The following is a 14,349-nucleotide window of genomic DNA, read 5'->3' on the forward strand; positions in this document are numbered from 1 at the left end:
GCTCCTGTCCATGCAACAGATCGAGAAGGAGCGTGCCATGCTCGCAGCCCTCGGCGCCAGCCTCTGGCAGGCCCTGTAACAGGAAGACGTGGAGTTCATGATCGACTTCCTCTCCGCCCTCACCTCGTGACCCCCTTCCTCAAAGACGCGGACGACCCCGGACGCATCCGACGCCCCGCCCCGCCCGCAGTCTTCGGGCTGCCCGTGCGTACCCTGGGCATCGCCACCCACTGGCACAGCCCGGCCACGGGGGCACTGCTTGCCGCCGAGGTAGCGCGTCAACCACGCAACCTGCACACCCACCTGCAACGCATCGCCCTGTGGGCCAGTCTGGGCAACGCCCCCGCCCTGGGCGCCGCGCTAGTGGATCTCTGGATTGTCCTTGGCCCCTGTGGCCGAGACCTGCGCCAACGCCTGCTTCGCCAGCACACCCCGGCCCTGGCCGAAGGCAGGCTGGCGGACTACCTGAGCGAGAACCTCGACGCCGGCATCGACAGGCACGCCCCCCACGCCGCACTTCCCGGCGTGGTCCTGGCCAGGCCGGTGGAGGGCAGCCGATGCTTCCTGCAAATGTCCACCAAAGACGGCAGAAACCCATGACAAGGGCTCAACCCAGTTCCCCGACCGAGCATCCCAGCGCGCTTCTTCTGCTCCACGTGGGGAGCATGGATGCGCGGCTTATCGGTCTCTCCATCGAAAGGCACTGGACGCGGTCGGTGCGCCTGGTGGAAACCCTCGAAGAAGCACAGGTCGTGCTGATCGACTGCGACCGTCCGGGCATCGAGGCTGCCCTTGATCAGCTCGCCGGGCATCCACGCATCGGCATCGTTTACTACGCCTTTCATCCCAAAGACCACGCGCTCCGCTTCCAGCCGCGCCCCGTGCTTGGCAAGCCCCTCAACCTCGAAGCCCTGCCAGCAACACTCAACCAGGCCAGGGTCGATGCCGCCCACATGATCGCCGCCGCCCCGCCCCGCCCCATGGCACCGGCCCTGGCAGTCAGCAGCCCCGTGGCCTACCCCAGAGCACCGGCCCCCCTCGGGCACAGCCTGATGACGGATGATGAACGGGATCTGTGCGGTGGCATGGACGATATTCCCACCACCCCAGGCAGCTCCCTGCCCGACAAGCTCTTCTTCAATCCAGACGACTACCTCATCGGCCGCCTGCAGCAGGCACTTGCACTGGCCAGCGCAAGTGGCCGCCCCCATCTGATCTCAGGCCTGCCACGGCTTATCGGCATCGAGCCGCGCCCTGTCCCGGTGTGCATCACCGCATTCCGGGAGAATCAGCTCCGCCCGCTGGCCATGACCCAACTCCCCGAATCCACCGGGCGCATCGTCAGCACCCCCATCATCGGGGAGGCCGACAGCCAGCCGGTTCACCGCGCCGCCGAGGATTTTCTCTGGAATGCCGCCGCTTGGGCTGCCCGCGGGCGCCTGCCGGCCGGCAGCGACCCCTACCAGCCGGTGCGCCTGCGCGCCTGGCCCAATTTCACCTACGCCTTCGCCTCACCCCACGCCATGCGCATCGCTGCGCTATGGACCCGCATGCACGCCAGTCCGGTAGAGATCGCCACGCGCCTGGGCATTCCACACCGCTACGTGTTCTCGGTGTACTCGGCCGCCAGCTTCGCCGGGCTGCTCGACACAACGGCAAAGCACGAAAACGCGCCTGTAGCGCCCTTCCCTCCGGCCCCGTCAGACAAGCCAGCACGTGGCTCCGTCCTGTCCCGAATCCTTCGAAAGCTCCGCGATGCGGTCTGAACGCACCCGCCACAACAAGATCATCTTCTCTGGCACTGTCGGTGCCGGAAAGAGCACCGCGATCAACGCCCTCAGCGACATTACCACCGTCAGCACCGAGGCCGTTGCCAGCGACAGCACGGCCCGGCTCAAGCCCACCACCACCGTGGCCATGGACTACGGCGTGCTGAACCTGCCCGACGGCGAGAAGGTGATGCTCTACGGCACTCCCGGCCAGGAACGCTTCAGCTTCATGTGGGACATCCTCTCCGAAGGCGGCATCGGCCTGATACTGCTGATCAACAACGCCAGCCCCGATCCGCTCCAGGACCTTGAAGGCTACCTCGGTGCGTTCCGGCAATTCATCGCCAGCACGGCCGTGACCATCGGCGTCACCCACATGGACAGCAGCCCCCAACCCGGCCTGGACGCCTACCGGGCACGCCTGATCGCCCTCGGCCTCAGCCCCATGCCCGCCATTTTCCGGGCCGATGCCCGCAGCCGTGATGACGTGGCCACGCTGGTCAAGGCGCTCCTGTACACCCTCAACCCCGGATTGAACGATGCTTGAAATTGTTCCCGGCTCCTACCTCACCGTCACCCCCTACGGTGCCTGGTGCGCTGTGGCCCGAGCCGAGCCCACGACCGCAAGAAACATTCTTTTGGGCATCCTCCAGGAGGCCATGAGCCCGCTCCTGAGCCTGGAGGCGCTCCAAGCCTGGACGCCCGGCAGCACGCAGGAAGAAGCCCTCGAGGTGCTCCTCAAACTCCAGGAGGATGCCTGTCTGGAGTCCTGGAGCAGCCCCCGGGTGGCCCCCATCGGAACCCTTGAATCCACCTTGCCAGGCCTCCTCGGCACCCTCAGCGACAGCGGCCAGGCCGTGCTGGCCGACCACATGGGCTTCTGCCTGGCCATTGCCGGATACCCCGGCGATACCGGCGAAGCCCTCGCCGCCGTCGGTGCAGACATCCTGTCGGTCGCCGAAAGACAGTCCGCCGCCTTGTCCCGGCTGGGAGAGCATCTTCTAGACGGCTGGGGCAATGTGGACGCGGCCGGCATCAGCGGCCTGAGTTTCTGGCCCATGCACGTGGGCCGGACCCGCCTCGCCCTTGCCGTGAGCGGGCGACCCCGCTTCAACCAGCGCGCCTTTGCCGAACTGGTGTGGGCCTTGTGCGTACGCTACGGCAAGGTCTGAAACGACACCGCGTCAGCGCTGCTCGCGGCGCTCCTGCATCTGTTCGGCGAGCAGGGCGCGCACCTCGCGGAGGCGCGAATCCACCGCCGAGTGCTCAAAGAAATCCCCGTCCTTGGCACTCTGGGCCAGGGTGAGCTGCTCGGCCGAAGCCGCGTAGTTGCCCTGAATCGCATACAACTCCCCAAGAGAGCGGTGCTGAGCCAGACGCATGCCAAGCACTGACTCGGCCTTCGAGCGCAGCTCCCACAGCACACCATTGTTCGGTGTGGTCAGGATCTCCGCCTTCACCAGATTCAATGCCTCGGCAGCACGGCCCGCATCGATCAGGGCTCCGGCCTCTCCATACAACAGCCGCCGGGACTGGGGAAATCGCTCCCGCCCTTCCTTGAACAGCTGTGCCGCAATCGCCGGTTCGCCCTTCGCCAGCCGCAGATCCGCCTCAAGGCCATCGATCATCGCTGAAGACAGCTTGAGTTTGCGCAACACGGCCATCTCGCGCTCCGCGTCGGCCAGGCGTCGCGCCCCCAGGTAGGCCCGTACCAAGCCGTAGTGCGTGGCCGGTGGAGCCGCCCCACGCCGCACCGCTGCTTCAAGCTCGTCGAGCATCTCCCGGGAGGCCTGCGCCCCAACCCGCAGCTTCGCCCGTACCAACAGAAAATCAAGGGAATCCGGCACCTGCCGATAGGGCATCTGCATCACTCGCCCCTCCATCTCGGTGATCCGGTCGGAAGTCAGCGGGTGGGTACGCAAATAGGCTGGCGCGCTGTTTTCGTAGAGACGGCTGTTCTTCTGCAGACGCTCGAAGAAGCTGGCCATGCCACGCACGTCAAACCCTGCCGCAGACAGGTTCTGCACCCCCAAACGATCCGCCTCATTCTCGAAATCCCGTGAGTAGGCCAGCTGCGAACTGATGCCCGCCGCCTGTCCGGCCATGATGGCCGCCTGGCTGACCTGGGCACTCGATTTGGCCGCCAGCACCGCCACCAGCAGCGAAGCCAGCATCAACATGCCCGTCCTCCCCTGCTGCCCGACCATGCGGGCAATGTGGCGCTGGGTAACGTGGGCGATTTCGTGGGACAGCACGCCGGCCAGCTCCGACTCCGCCTGGGCCGCCAGGATCAGGCCGGTGTGCACACCGATCTTGCCCCCCGGCATGGCAAAGGCGTTGAGGGAGGGGTCACTCACCCCGAAGAACTCGAAGGAAAGCCCGGCCCCCGCTCCCGCCGACACCAGGCGATCACCCAGAGTGTTGAGGTAATCCTCGATCTCTGCGTCCCGCAGGAAGGCCGGATCATGCCAGCGGATATCGCGCATGATCTGCATCCCGATCTTCTGTTCGGCCACCGGCGACAGATCGGAGGACGCGCTGTCCCCGAGATCGGGCAGGCTCTGGGAATAGCTGCGCGGCACCAGGGCAAGGCACAGCAGGGCGGCAATCAGACGATTTTTCACGGTGCTATGATACTCGCCCCCCGCGACCGGTTCCCAGCAGCACAATGACTGACGCCTTTACCCACTTCGACGCCCACGGCCAGGCCCATATGGTGGATGTTTCCGCCAAATCCGAAACCCGCCGCGTCGCCCGCGCCGAAGGGCGCATCCTGATGCAACCCGACACCTTCGCCCGCATCCTCGCAGGCGACAACAAGAAAGGCGACGTGATCGGCATCGCCCGCATCGCCGCCATCCAGGGTGCCAAGCGTACCGCCGACCTGATTCCCCTGTGCCACCCGATACCCCTGACCCGGGTCACCGCCGACTTCACGGCAGAGGGCGACAACACCATCCACTGCACCGTCACTGCCGAAACCGTCGGCCGCACCGGCGTGGAAATGGAAGCCCTCACCGCCGTACAGGTCGGGCTGCTCACCATCTACGACATGTGCAAAGCCGTCGATCGCGGCATGACCATGACCGGCATCCGCCTGCTGGAGAAGGAAGGCGGCAAGTCGGGGCACTGGAAGGCGGAGGCCTGACTCCATGCAAAGACGAGACTTCCTGCAGGCCTTCGGCAGCGCCACCGCCCTTGCCCCCCTCCTCGTCGCCGGCCTGCTCCGCCCGGGCGCGGCCCTGGCCATGAGCTTCAATCGGGCCGCCTTCGACGCCAAGACCGCCTCCGACGCCCTGCGCCTCATCGGCGCCGCCAGCGCCGAGGCCAGCCGCGACATCCTGCTCAAGGCGCCGGAGGTTGCTGAGAACGGCGCCGCCGTACCCATCGAAGTGATCAGCAGCATCCCCGGCACCACACGGCTCTCCGTCCTCATCGACAAGAACCCCCTTCCTCTGGCGCTGCAGTTCAACTTTGCCCCCGAAGCCGCAGCCCGCTTCCAGGCCAAACTGCGCATGGCCGAGAGCTCCCGCCTTCGCGTGGTGGCCACCGCGGGCGGCAAACACTACAGCGTATTCCGCGAGGTGAAGGTCACCGTCGGCGGCTGCGGCGACTGAAGGAGGCACAAACCATGTCCGAACCCATCAAGATCCGCGCCACCGTAAAGGGCAGCGAAGGCGAAGTCCGCGTACTGATGCCCCACCCCATGGAAAGCGGCCTGCGACGTGACGCTTCCGGCCAGCTCCAGGCAGCCCAATACATCACCTCGGTCACCCTGAGCCTGAACGGCCGGCCCGTTATCGAGGGAGCCCTGGGCACCGCTGTCTCCGCCAACCCCCTTTTCGCCTTCCAGTTGCTAGGCGTCAAGGCGGGCGACAAGGTCAGTGTTGCGTGGCTCGACAACAAGGGGCAGAAAGGTAGCGCCGAGACCAGCTTCGCGGCAGGCTGAACCCGCCTCAACACTGTAACGGGAGCGCGCAAGACAGGGGAGCGCCGCCGGGCTAGAATCGGACGCTCCCTTTGGCAGCCCCGCCATGGGTCCGACTCCACTACAGCCCCCGGCCGCCTCCCATGAGCCACGAAATCGAACTCAAGCTCACGCTCCCGCAAAAATCCCTCGCCGCCCTGCGCCGCCACCCGCTGATCGCCGACGCCCCCCGCGAAGGCCGCAGCTGCACCCTGGAAAACACCTACTTCGACACCCCCGAGCTTGAACTGCGCGAGCGCCGCATGGCAGTGCGCACCCGCAAGGCGGGCAACCGCTGGCTGCAAACAGTGAAATGCGCCGCCGAATCCTCGGGCGGGCTATCTTCACGGCCGGAGTGGGAGCAGCCCTACGCCAACGGCAGCTTCGACTTCTCGGCCATCGAACGAGACGATGTACGCAACCGCCTCGAAAGCCTGCAGGCGCAGCTGATCCCGGTGTTCACCACCCATTTCAAGCGCGAAACCTGCATCCTCACCCCCCGGGAAGGGGTGCGTGTCCTGGCCATGATCGACAACGGCAGCATCGAAGCCAACGGCCAGTCGCGCCCCCTGTGCGAACTGGAGCTCGAACTGGTCGAAGGCGACCCGCAGGAACTCTATGCCCTGGCCCTGCAGCTGGCCGAGAGCCTGCCCCTCACCCCCGAGAACGTCAGCAAGGCCGAGCGCGGCTACCGCCTGTTCTCCAACCACGCCCTGCGCCCGGCCAAAGCCCGGCCATCGCGCCTGAGCGCCGAGCAATCACCGGTGGACGCTTTCCGCATCATCGGCTTCGACTGCCTGTCCCTGTGGCAGGCCAATGAATCCGGCGCCCGCGAGAGCGACGACCCCGAGTTCATCCACCAGCTGCGGGTTGCCCTGCGCCGCCTGCGCTCAGCCCTGCGCCTGTTCGGCCCGGCTCTGCCCACCGACTTCGTGGAACGCTGGTCCGACGGGCTCAAGGACGCCGCCGATGGCCTCGGCGCCGCCCGCGACCTGGACGTGATGCTCGCCGAAGTCCTCAGCCCGGTGGCCGAATCCGGCCTTGCCGACGAAGCTACCCAGCGCCTCATCGCCATGGCGGTAGACCGCCGTGACAGGGAAAAGACTGCTGCCCGGGAACAGCTCCTCGCCGCCAGCCATGGCCGCCAGATGCTCGCCCTGGCCTCCGACCTCTACGCCCTGCAGAGCGATGCGCTGGTCAAGTCTGCCAACCTCACCACCTTCGCCCGCCTCCAGCTCACCCAATTGCGCAAGCGCGCCCGCAAACGCTACGGAGCCGCGTCCGACCTGCACCCCGACAAATTGCACGAGCTGCGCGTGTCCCTCAAACGCTTGCGCTACGGGATCGAGTTCCTGTTGCCCCTGCTCCCCGAAAAGGCCACCGTGCGCTTCGCCAACGACATCGCCGAAATCCAGGAAACCCTAGGCTACCTGAATGACGAAGCGGTGGCCCGCACCCGCCTCAAGTCCTGGGCGGGCAAGGACCCGGAGCTACGCAGCGGCGCCGCCTTCGTCGCCGGCTGGCATGCCCCCCGGGTGGCCCGCCTGCGCAAAAACGTGCTGCCCGCCCTCGAACCCATCCTGTGGGGCAAAGCGCCGTGGCGACGCTGACGGATTCATCGGCCAGTAACATGCCGGCCCCAGACTCCCGGCCTCTTGAGAACAAGAACGAGGAGAAAAGTACAATGGACCTGCTACTGTGGCGCCACGCCGAGGCCGTGGATGGCATCCCCGACAACACCCGGGAACTCACCGAACGGGGCCTGCGCCAGGCCCACAAGGTGGCCGAATGGCTGGAGAGCCGCCGGCCCAAGAAGCTCCGCGTGCTGGTCAGCCCCACCACCCGCACTCGCCAGACGGCCAGTGCCTTCACCAAGGATTTCGAGGTCGTACCGGCCCTTGCCCCGGGCAATGACATCGCCGGCATCCTCGGCGCCTGCGGCTGGCCCGACGGCGGCGGGTCCGTCCTCATCGTCGGCCACCAACCCGAGCTCGGCCGCCTCGCCTCCCTGCTCCTCTCCGGCCAGGAGGCCGACTGGACGATCAAGAAGGGTGCCCTGTGGTGGTTCTCCAACCGCGTCCGCGACGACGAGACCCAGACCGTGCTGCGGGCAGTGATGCCGGCGGATCTGGTCTGACAGGCCGCCGGCCTTCCACAGCCACTTCGAAGGGTGCCCCTTCTCCAGGGCATCCCCACCTAGCTCATGAAAAACGGCCTGCAAGCACCGCCTGCAGGCCGTTCCTCGTTTCAGGGCTAAGTCTGACGAATCAGACCGACAGCGCCTTGACGTGCTGGATCACCTCGCCGATGGCCTGCTGGGCCGAGCCGTAGAGCAGGCGGGTGTTGTCCTTGTAGAACAGGGCGTTCTCGATGCCCGAATAGCCCGTGCCCTTGCCGCGCTTCACCACGATGACGTTCTGCGCCAGATCGGCGTTGAGAATGGGCATGCCGTAGATCGGGCTGGACTTGTCGGTGCGGGCGGACGGGTTCACCACGTCGTTGGCGCCGATCACCAGGGCCACGTCGGCCTGGGCGAAGTCACCGTTGATCTCCTCCAGGTCGAAGATCTTGTCGTAGGGCACCCCGGCCTCGGCCAGCAGCACGTTCATGTGGCCGGGCATGCGCCCCGCCACCGGGTGGATGGCAAACACCACCTCGACGCCCGCCTCCTCCAGCAGCTCGGTCATCTCCCACACCTTGTGCTGGGCGCCGGCCACCGCCATGCCGTAGCCCGGCACGATGATGACCTTGCTGGCGTAGCGCATCATCGCGGCGGCATCCATGGCGCCCACCTCCTTCTGCTCGCCCTCTACGGCTTCTCCGCCGCCGGCCGCTGCCATGGGCACAAACAGGATGTTGCTGATCGGCCGGTTCATGGCCTTTGCCATCAGCTGGGTCAGCAGCGTGCCCGCTGCGCCCACCACGATGCCGGCGATGATCAGGGCCGGAATACCCATCACGAAGCCTTCAAAACCCACAGCCAGACCGGTGAAGGCGTTGAACAGCGAGATCACCACCGGCATGTCGGCGCCACCGATCGGCAGAGTGATGACCGTGCCCAACACCAATGCCAGCACGAAGAAAGCCACCACCAGCAGCGGGTCAACCGTCGGCGCGATGACGATGGCGCCGCCAACGGCGACCGTCACCAATGCCAGCACGATGTTCACCGCGTTCTGCGCAGGCAGCCGGAAGGCCTTCTTCATGACTCCCTGGAGCTTGGCCCAGGCCACCACCGAACCCGAGAAGGACACCGCCCCGATCAGCGCACCCAGGGTAGCAAGCAGCGTCACCACAGTGCCGTGCATCTCGCCCCGGGCGAACTCGACCGCGGCAATCGCCGCCGCTGCACCGCCGCCCATGCCGTTGTAGATGGCCACCATCTGCGGCATGTCGGTCATGGCGACCTTCTTGCCGGAAATCCATGCCACCGCACCGCCCAGGGCAATGGCGATGACCATCAGGGCAAAATTGTTCATGCCCGGAGTAAGGAAGGTAACCACCGTAGCCAGCACCATGCCGACGCCGGCCCACACGATGCCCTTGCGTGCTGACACCGGCGAGCTCATGCCCTTCAGGCCGAGAATGAACAGGATCGCGGCAACGAAGTAGCTCGCGTCAATCAACCACTTGATCGCCATTACTTCTTCTCCTTCGCCTTGAACATGGCAAGCATGCGTTCCGTCACCACATAGCCGCCGGCAGCATTGGCTGCGCCCAGCAGCACGGCCACAAAGCCGATGGCCTGTTCCAGCGGGGTCTCGGCCTGGCCGAGGGCGATCATGCCTCCCACCAACACCACACCGTGTACGAAATTGGAGCCAGACATCAGCGGGGTGTGCAGGATCACCGGCACACGGGAAATGACCTCATAGCCGGTGAAAGCCGCCAGCATGAAGATATAGAGTGCAAGCATTCCATCCATGGGGAAGCCCTCCTTAAAGGCCCAACGCGGCCTTGACGCCCGCGTGGCGAAGCTCACCCGCGTGGGTCAGGCATGCGCCGGACAGCACCTCGTCCTCCCAGTCCAGGGCCAGGGCCCCGTCCTTGATGAAGGGCGAAATGAAATTGAACAGATTCTTGGCGTACATCTCTGAGGCATGCACCGGCATGCGGCTGGGGATGTGGGTCGGACCGATGATCAGCACTTCGCCAATCCAGGTCTTCTCGCCCGCCACGGTGCCGGCCACGTTGCCACCGGTCTCCGCCGCCATATCGACCACCACGGAGCCCGGCTTCATGCGAGCCACCATGTCGGCGCTGACGATGACGGGCGCCTTCTTGCCCGGAATGGCTGCGGTGGTGATCAGCGCATCGCACTCCGCGATGGCCTTGCCGAGCTTTTCAGCTTGCTGGCGTCTTTCATCCTCGGTGAGCTCCCGGGCATAGCCGCCAGCCCCCGCCGCAGACACGCCGGTATCCACGAACTTGGCCCCCAGGGACTCGATCTGCTCGCGGGTTTCCGGGCGCACGTCGTAACCGGAAACCATTGCCCCCAGACGCTTGGCGGTGGCAATGGCTTGCAGGCCGGCCACGCCGGCGCCAATCACCAACACCTTGGCCGGACGGATGGTGCCGGCCGCATAGGTAAGCATGGGGAAGAACTTGGGGCTGTGATCAGCCGCAATCAGCGCACATTCGTAGCCCGATACCGCGGCCTGGCTGGACAGAACGTCCATGCTTTGAGCACGACTGATCCGGGGCAATAGTTCCAAAGCGAAACAGGTGATCCGTTTTTGCATCAAAACGTCGACACGCTCGCGACTCGACCAAGGCTGCTGCAGGCCGACCAGCACCGTGCCTGGCTTGAGCTGGGCCAAGGCTTCCAGCCCCAGGGGCTGAACCTGCAGAACCACGTCGGCCTTCTTCAGCACCGTCAGCGGTTCGGAAGCAAACTCGGCCACTCCGAAATCTTCGTCCCGGTAGTAGGCCGTTTCACCAGCGCCGGACTGGAGCTGCAGAGCAGCGCCAAGTCCTTGATATTTCTTGGCTACATCCGGAACAAGCGCAACACGGCGCTCGCCAGGAATAAGCTCTTTGGTCACACCGATGACCAGGGGCATGGAAGCTCCTAAGTAGGTAGTTGGAATTCTGTTATCGTCGCGAGAGGGGTTCGGCGACGAGACATCCTGGCTGGCAAATCTCCGGCAGATACCCCGGATTCACCACCCGGTTCATGAATAAAAATTCAGATATCTCTTCCGAACAGCACGAAAAAGATGCGAAAGTCTAGCAAGAAACGAACCCGGCTCCCCCGAAAATTAGGCCTGCCTCCCGGCTCACTGGTCCATGTCGGGGAGATCAAGACCGACAAACCCAGCATTACCCTGATCGAATTCGATGCCCAGGGCGTGACGGAAACGCATTTCGACTCGGTCGATGCTTCCCGCCAGCACCAACGAAGCCGTGAAAAGCTGTGGCTCAATGTGCATGGTCTTCATGACCCTGCCGTGATGGCCGAGATCGGGCGGCGCTTCAAGCTCCACCCACTGATCCAGGAAGACATCCTCAACACCCAGCAGCGCCCAAAGAGCGACGAGTTTTCCGATTATCTATACATCGTCGCCCGCAGTTTCAACTTCGACGCCGAAAACCGCTGCCTCAATTCAGACCAGGTCAGCATCGTTCTCGGACGCAATTTCGTGCTGACCTTCCAGGAGCGCGCCACCGGCAATTTCGAAGCCGTCCGCGAACGCCTGCGGGCCGAGAACGGTGCCATGCGCAGCCACGGCTGCGACTATCTGGCCTACGCACTCCTCGACACTCTTGTGGATCGCTACTTCGTGATGCTCGATCACCTGGCCGATCAGGCCGAAGATCTGGAAGAGCAGGCGCTGACCAATCCCAATCCGTCATTGCTGGGCGAGATCAACCGGGTGAAACATGAGGCCCTGACCCTGCGCCGTGCCCTGTGGCCCCTGCGCGAAGTGCTCAACAGCCTGTCCCGGGCCGACAACGGCTTTTTCACGCCAGACACCCGGCTCTATCTGCGGGACATCTACGACCACACCGTGCATGTGCTCGAATCCCTTGAGTCGGTGCGTGACCTGCTCGCCGACCTCCTCGACATCTACCTATCCAGCGTCAGCAACCGCCTCAACACCGAGGTGCGAATTCTCACCGTGCTGACCACCCTGTTCATGCCCGCCACCCTGATTGCCGGCATCTTCGGCATGAACTTCCGGCAGATGCCCCTCCTTGAGGACCAGGATGGCTTCAGGCTTGCCCTGGGGATGATGCTTGGCGCCGCGACCCTGATGGCTGCCGCGTTCTGGCGGAGAAACTGGTTGCGCTCCCGTTAGCCCAGAACCGGGTAGTCGGTGCGCGGCCGGTTCGGTACTTCGACCAGCTTGACCACCGCCAGGGAAATGTTGTCGCCGCCGCCACGAGCACGCTGGCGGGCCAGTTCAATCAGGGTCGAAGCCGCGTCCCGCGGGGACTGGCTGGCCAGGATGGCGCCGGTTTCTTCTTCACCGATATACGCCCACAAACCATCCGAGCACAGCAGGAAGGCATCGCCCCCAACCAGCGGCGAGACATGCCCCACATCGACCCGCGGCTCCCGTTCGGAGCCCAGGCAGGACAGGAGCACGTTGCGGTTGGGGTGGCGGAGGGCACCTTCTGAATCGAGACGCCCCTTGCGCACAAGCTCCTCGACCAGGGAGTGATCCGAACTGCGCGACACCAGCGCGCCGGAGCGAAAGTGGTAGAAACGGGAGTCACCGCAGTGGGCCCAGTCGGCACGATCAGGCTGCATCATGAAAACGACGGCGGTGCTGTGAGGGTCCTGCTCGCTGGTGAAACGTGTCAGCTTGATGACGATATGGGCTTCGTCGATGATGCTGCGCAGCAAGTCCGGCGCACTCTCGGAGGCCGGCGCAAAGGATTCGAAATTCTGGCGGGCCTTCAGGATGACCTGCTCGGCCGCCATTGCACCACCGGAATGCCCCCCCATGCCATCTGCAAGCACTGCCATCAAGGTGCCCTTGCGACTGGGATGGGCAAAAACAGCAGCCCTGTCCTGCTGCTCGGTACGATCACCTGTGTGCTTGGCCACGCAGGCCTCCGCCTGGTAGCGCTTCTTGGCACTTGTGGTTTCCGGATCGGCCAGGGATGAAAAAGTGGGATTCAGCATGATTTACCGCAGACCATCTTTGAACCAGCCATACACGCACACGCCCCCATCCTGGTCGGACACAACCCGGGGATCAGGGAAAGACCTGCCAGGATGACAAACGGATTCTGACATTCGGGCAACTTGGCACTCACGCTGTTCAAAGCAAATATTCCGACCATCTAACATGACGGAAATCCGCCAAGAGTTTAACTGTTAGTTTCCTTGAGACCGACAACAGGGCCGAGCTTTCAAGCCGAGTTCGTGATTTTTTCATCTATCAGTTCAATCCAATGAAGAACGGGTACGTTTGAAGCACTGCACAAATGCTCAATGCAACCGATGTTGGCCGACACGATCCGCTCCGGGCCACCAGCGCCCAAGGCCGCCAGCTTGTTGTCACGCAGTTGGCGGGACAATCCGGGTTGCAGCAACGAGTAGGTGCCGGCCGAACCGCAGCACAGATGGCCATCCGCGACGGGAGTCAGCGCGTAGCCCGCAGCGTCCAGCAACCCTTCCACCACACCACGAATCTTCTGGCCATGCTGCAAGCTGCATGGTGCATGCACGGCGATCTTCTGCGCCGATGCCGAAGCCCGGCGACGGGCCAGAACGCCCTGCAACGCCGCCGCCTCGGCCACAACCACTTCGGCCGGGTCACGGGTCAGGGCCGCCACCCGGGCCGCTTTCGAGGCATACGCCGGATCGTCCTTGAGCAGGTGGCCATAGTCCTTCACCTGCACACCGCAACCGGATGCAGTCACCACGATGGCCTCGACACGCCCTGCCACGATCTCCGGCCACCAGGCGTCGATATTGCGGCGGGCGTCCTCCCGCCCCCCCTCCTGATCGTGGAGGTGGAAGCGAACAGCCCCGCAGCAGCCGGCGGAGGCCTGCTCCACCAGCGAGATGCCCAGCAGATCCAGCACCCGGGCCGTGGCGGCGTTGATCGACGGACGCATGGAAGGCTGTACGCAGCCGGCCAGGGCAATCATGCGGCGGGCGTGCTTCGGCGCCGGCCAATGCCCGGCCGCCGGCGCATGCGGCACCTTCTGGGCCAGCACTCCGGGCAGCAACGGCCTAAATATGCGCCCCAGCCCCAACGCCGTACCAAACACCCCGCGGCGCGGCACTACGCCCTTCAGGGCCTCCCGCATCAGGCGGTCCGCCCCCTGCCTTGGCACCTGTTTCTCCACCTCATGACGACCGATATCGGCCAGACGGCCATACTCCACACCTGACGGACAGGTGGACTCGCAGGCGCGGCAACTCAGGCAACGGTCGAGGTGCAGACGGGTCTTCTCCGTGGCCGGGCGCCCCTCAAGCACCTGCTTGATCAAGTAGATCCGCCCCCGCGGGCCGTCCAGCTCGTCACCGAGCAGCTGGTAGGTCGGGCAGGTGGCGGTGCAGAAGCCGCAGTGCACACACTTGCGCAGAATCTCCTCGGCCTCGCGGCCCTTGGGCGTATCGCGGATGAAATCGGCGAGATGGGTCTGCAT

At 64.9% G+C, this 14,349-nt stretch carries 16 protein-coding genes; 10 read left to right on the top strand and 6 right to left on the bottom strand.

From position 1 onward, the window contains the following. Window positions 1–126: 126 nt before the first annotated feature. The 4 genes from PHI64_RS06855 (at window position 127) to PHI64_RS06870 (ending at window position 2,941) form a co-directional block, all read left to right on the top strand. Entirely contained in the window at window positions 127–600 is a 474-nt protein-coding gene (locus tag PHI64_RS06855) for a hypothetical protein (RefSeq protein WP_299880612.1), read from the top strand. A gap of 65 nt (window positions 601–665) precedes the next feature. Further along, window positions 666–1,766 (top strand): hypothetical protein, encoded by a 1,101-nt coding sequence (locus PHI64_RS06860; protein WP_299880614.1) that lies wholly within the window; start codon window positions 666–668, stop codon window positions 1,764–1,766. Next, entirely contained in the window at window positions 1,756–2,316 is a 561-nt protein-coding gene (locus PHI64_RS06865; RefSeq protein WP_299880616.1) for an ATP/GTP-binding protein, read from the top strand. The genes PHI64_RS06860 and PHI64_RS06865 overlap by 11 nt, the downstream gene beginning before the upstream one ends. Beyond that, a complete protein-coding gene (locus PHI64_RS06870) occupies window positions 2,309–2,941 on the top strand; it encodes a hypothetical protein (RefSeq protein ID WP_299880619.1) in 633 nt (210 codons plus the stop codon). Before PHI64_RS06865 ends, PHI64_RS06870 begins: the two co-directional genes overlap by 8 nt. A gap of 12 nt (window positions 2,942–2,953) precedes the next feature. Here the strand turns inward: PHI64_RS06870 and PHI64_RS06875 are convergent, their stop codons facing one another. Further along, the gene (locus PHI64_RS06875) at window positions 2,954–4,393 is read right to left on the bottom strand and encodes a M48 family metallopeptidase (RefSeq protein WP_299880622.1); all 1,440 of its coding nucleotides are present in this window, start codon (window positions 4,391–4,393) and stop codon (window positions 2,954–2,956) included. A gap of 44 nt (window positions 4,394–4,437) precedes the next feature. On the opposite strand from PHI64_RS06875, the gene moaC reads away from it, so the two are divergent. The 5 genes from moaC (at window position 4,438) to PHI64_RS06900 (ending at window position 7,873) form a co-directional block, all read left to right on the top strand. Next, entirely contained in the window at window positions 4,438–4,917 is a 480-nt protein-coding gene (moaC, locus tag PHI64_RS06880) for a cyclic pyranopterin monophosphate synthase MoaC (RefSeq protein ID WP_299880625.1), read from the top strand. Between the two features lie 4 nt (window positions 4,918–4,921). Continuing rightward, entirely contained in the window at window positions 4,922–5,386 is a 465-nt protein-coding gene (soxY, locus tag PHI64_RS06885) for a thiosulfate oxidation carrier protein SoxY (RefSeq protein WP_299880628.1), read from the top strand. 14 nt (window positions 5,387–5,400) lie between these two features. Next, window positions 5,401–5,718, top strand: a complete 318-nt coding sequence (soxZ, locus tag PHI64_RS06890) for a thiosulfate oxidation carrier complex protein SoxZ (protein ID WP_299880631.1) — start codon at window positions 5,401–5,403, stop codon at window positions 5,716–5,718. A gap of 122 nt (window positions 5,719–5,840) precedes the next feature. Next, on the top strand, window positions 5,841–7,346 hold the full coding sequence (locus PHI64_RS06895; RefSeq protein ID WP_299880634.1) for a CYTH and CHAD domain-containing protein: 1,506 nt from the start codon (window positions 5,841–5,843) through the stop codon (window positions 7,344–7,346). A gap of 74 nt (window positions 7,347–7,420) precedes the next feature. After that, window positions 7,421–7,873, top strand: a complete 453-nt coding sequence (locus PHI64_RS06900; protein WP_296564075.1) for a histidine phosphatase family protein — start codon at window positions 7,421–7,423, stop codon at window positions 7,871–7,873. Between the two features lie 130 nt (window positions 7,874–8,003). On the opposite strand, the gene PHI64_RS06905 is transcribed toward PHI64_RS06900, so the two are convergent. Genes PHI64_RS06905 through PHI64_RS06915 form a run of 3 tightly spaced genes read right to left on the bottom strand, consistent with a single transcriptional unit; the run spans window position 8,004 to window position 10,799 of the window. Then, entirely contained in the window at window positions 8,004–9,377 is a 1,374-nt protein-coding gene (locus PHI64_RS06905) for an NAD(P)(+) transhydrogenase (Re/Si-specific) subunit beta (protein WP_299880638.1), read from the bottom strand. Continuing rightward, window positions 9,377–9,661, bottom strand: a complete 285-nt coding sequence (locus tag PHI64_RS06910; RefSeq protein ID WP_296403893.1) for an NAD(P) transhydrogenase subunit alpha — start codon at window positions 9,659–9,661, stop codon at window positions 9,377–9,379. The genes PHI64_RS06905 and PHI64_RS06910 overlap by 1 nt, the downstream gene beginning before the upstream one ends. A gap of 13 nt (window positions 9,662–9,674) precedes the next feature. Then, a complete protein-coding gene (locus PHI64_RS06915; protein ID WP_299880643.1) occupies window positions 9,675–10,799 on the bottom strand; it encodes an NAD(P) transhydrogenase subunit alpha in 1,125 nt (374 codons plus the stop codon). Window positions 10,800–10,955: 156 nt separating this feature from the next. Here PHI64_RS06915 and corA point away from each other — a divergent pair, with 156 nt between their 5' ends. After that, entirely contained in the window at window positions 10,956–12,038 is a 1,083-nt protein-coding gene (corA, locus tag PHI64_RS06920; RefSeq protein ID WP_299880646.1) for a magnesium/cobalt transporter CorA, read from the top strand. On the opposite strand, the gene PHI64_RS06925 is transcribed toward corA, so the two are convergent. Both PHI64_RS06925 and glcF read right to left on the bottom strand, forming a co-directional pair. Next, on the bottom strand, window positions 12,035–12,871 hold the full coding sequence (locus PHI64_RS06925; RefSeq protein ID WP_299880649.1) for a protein phosphatase 2C domain-containing protein: 837 nt from the start codon (window positions 12,869–12,871) through the stop codon (window positions 12,035–12,037). The genes corA and PHI64_RS06925 overlap by 4 nt on opposite strands. A 230-nt stretch (window positions 12,872–13,101) precedes the next feature. Further along, window positions 13,102–14,349 carry a glycolate oxidase subunit GlcF gene (glcF, locus tag PHI64_RS06930; protein WP_299880652.1) on the bottom strand — a complete coding sequence of 416 codons (1,248 nt, stop codon included), beginning with the start codon at window positions 14,347–14,349 and terminating at the stop codon, window positions 13,102–13,104.

The sequence above is a fragment of the Zoogloea sp. genome, assembly GCF_028689785.1.
Classification (GTDB): Bacteria; Pseudomonadota; Gammaproteobacteria; order Burkholderiales; family Rhodocyclaceae; genus Zoogloea.

Bases quoted from the DNA above. Each gene is read 5' to 3' on its own strand.
- PHI64_RS06895 (WP_299880634.1), top strand. From the start codon at position 5,841: ATGAGCCACGAAATCGAACTCAAGCTCACGCTCCCGCAAAAATCCCTC.
- PHI64_RS06865 (WP_299880616.1), top strand. From the start codon at position 1,756: ATGCGGTCTGAACGCACCCGCCACAACAAGATCATCTTCTCTGGCACT.
- glcF (WP_299880652.1), bottom strand. From the start codon at position 14,349: ATGCAGACCCATCTCGCCGATTTCATCCGCGATACGCCCAAGGGCCGC.
- PHI64_RS06915 (WP_299880643.1), bottom strand. From the start codon at position 10,799: ATGCCCCTGGTCATCGGTGTGACCAAAGAGCTTATTCCTGGCGAGCGC.
- soxZ (WP_299880631.1), top strand. From the start codon at position 5,401: ATGTCCGAACCCATCAAGATCCGCGCCACCGTAAAGGGCAGCGAAGGC.
- PHI64_RS06905 (WP_299880638.1), bottom strand. From the start codon at position 9,377: ATGGCGATCAAGTGGTTGATTGACGCGAGCTACTTCGTTGCCGCGATC.
- moaC (WP_299880625.1), top strand. From the start codon at position 4,438: ATGACTGACGCCTTTACCCACTTCGACGCCCACGGCCAGGCCCATATG.
- PHI64_RS06900 (WP_296564075.1), top strand. From the start codon at position 7,421: ATGGACCTGCTACTGTGGCGCCACGCCGAGGCCGTGGATGGCATCCCC.
- PHI64_RS06870 (WP_299880619.1), top strand. From the start codon at position 2,309: ATGCTTGAAATTGTTCCCGGCTCCTACCTCACCGTCACCCCCTACGGT.
- PHI64_RS06860 (WP_299880614.1), top strand. From the start codon at position 666: ATGGATGCGCGGCTTATCGGTCTCTCCATCGAAAGGCACTGGACGCGG.
- soxY (WP_299880628.1), top strand. From the start codon at position 4,922: ATGCAAAGACGAGACTTCCTGCAGGCCTTCGGCAGCGCCACCGCCCTT.
- PHI64_RS06925 (WP_299880649.1), bottom strand. From the start codon at position 12,871: ATGCTGAATCCCACTTTTTCATCCCTGGCCGATCCGGAAACCACAAGT.
- corA (WP_299880646.1), top strand. From the start codon at position 10,956: ATGCGAAAGTCTAGCAAGAAACGAACCCGGCTCCCCCGAAAATTAGGC.
- PHI64_RS06910 (WP_296403893.1), bottom strand. From the start codon at position 9,661: ATGGATGGAATGCTTGCACTCTATATCTTCATGCTGGCGGCTTTCACC.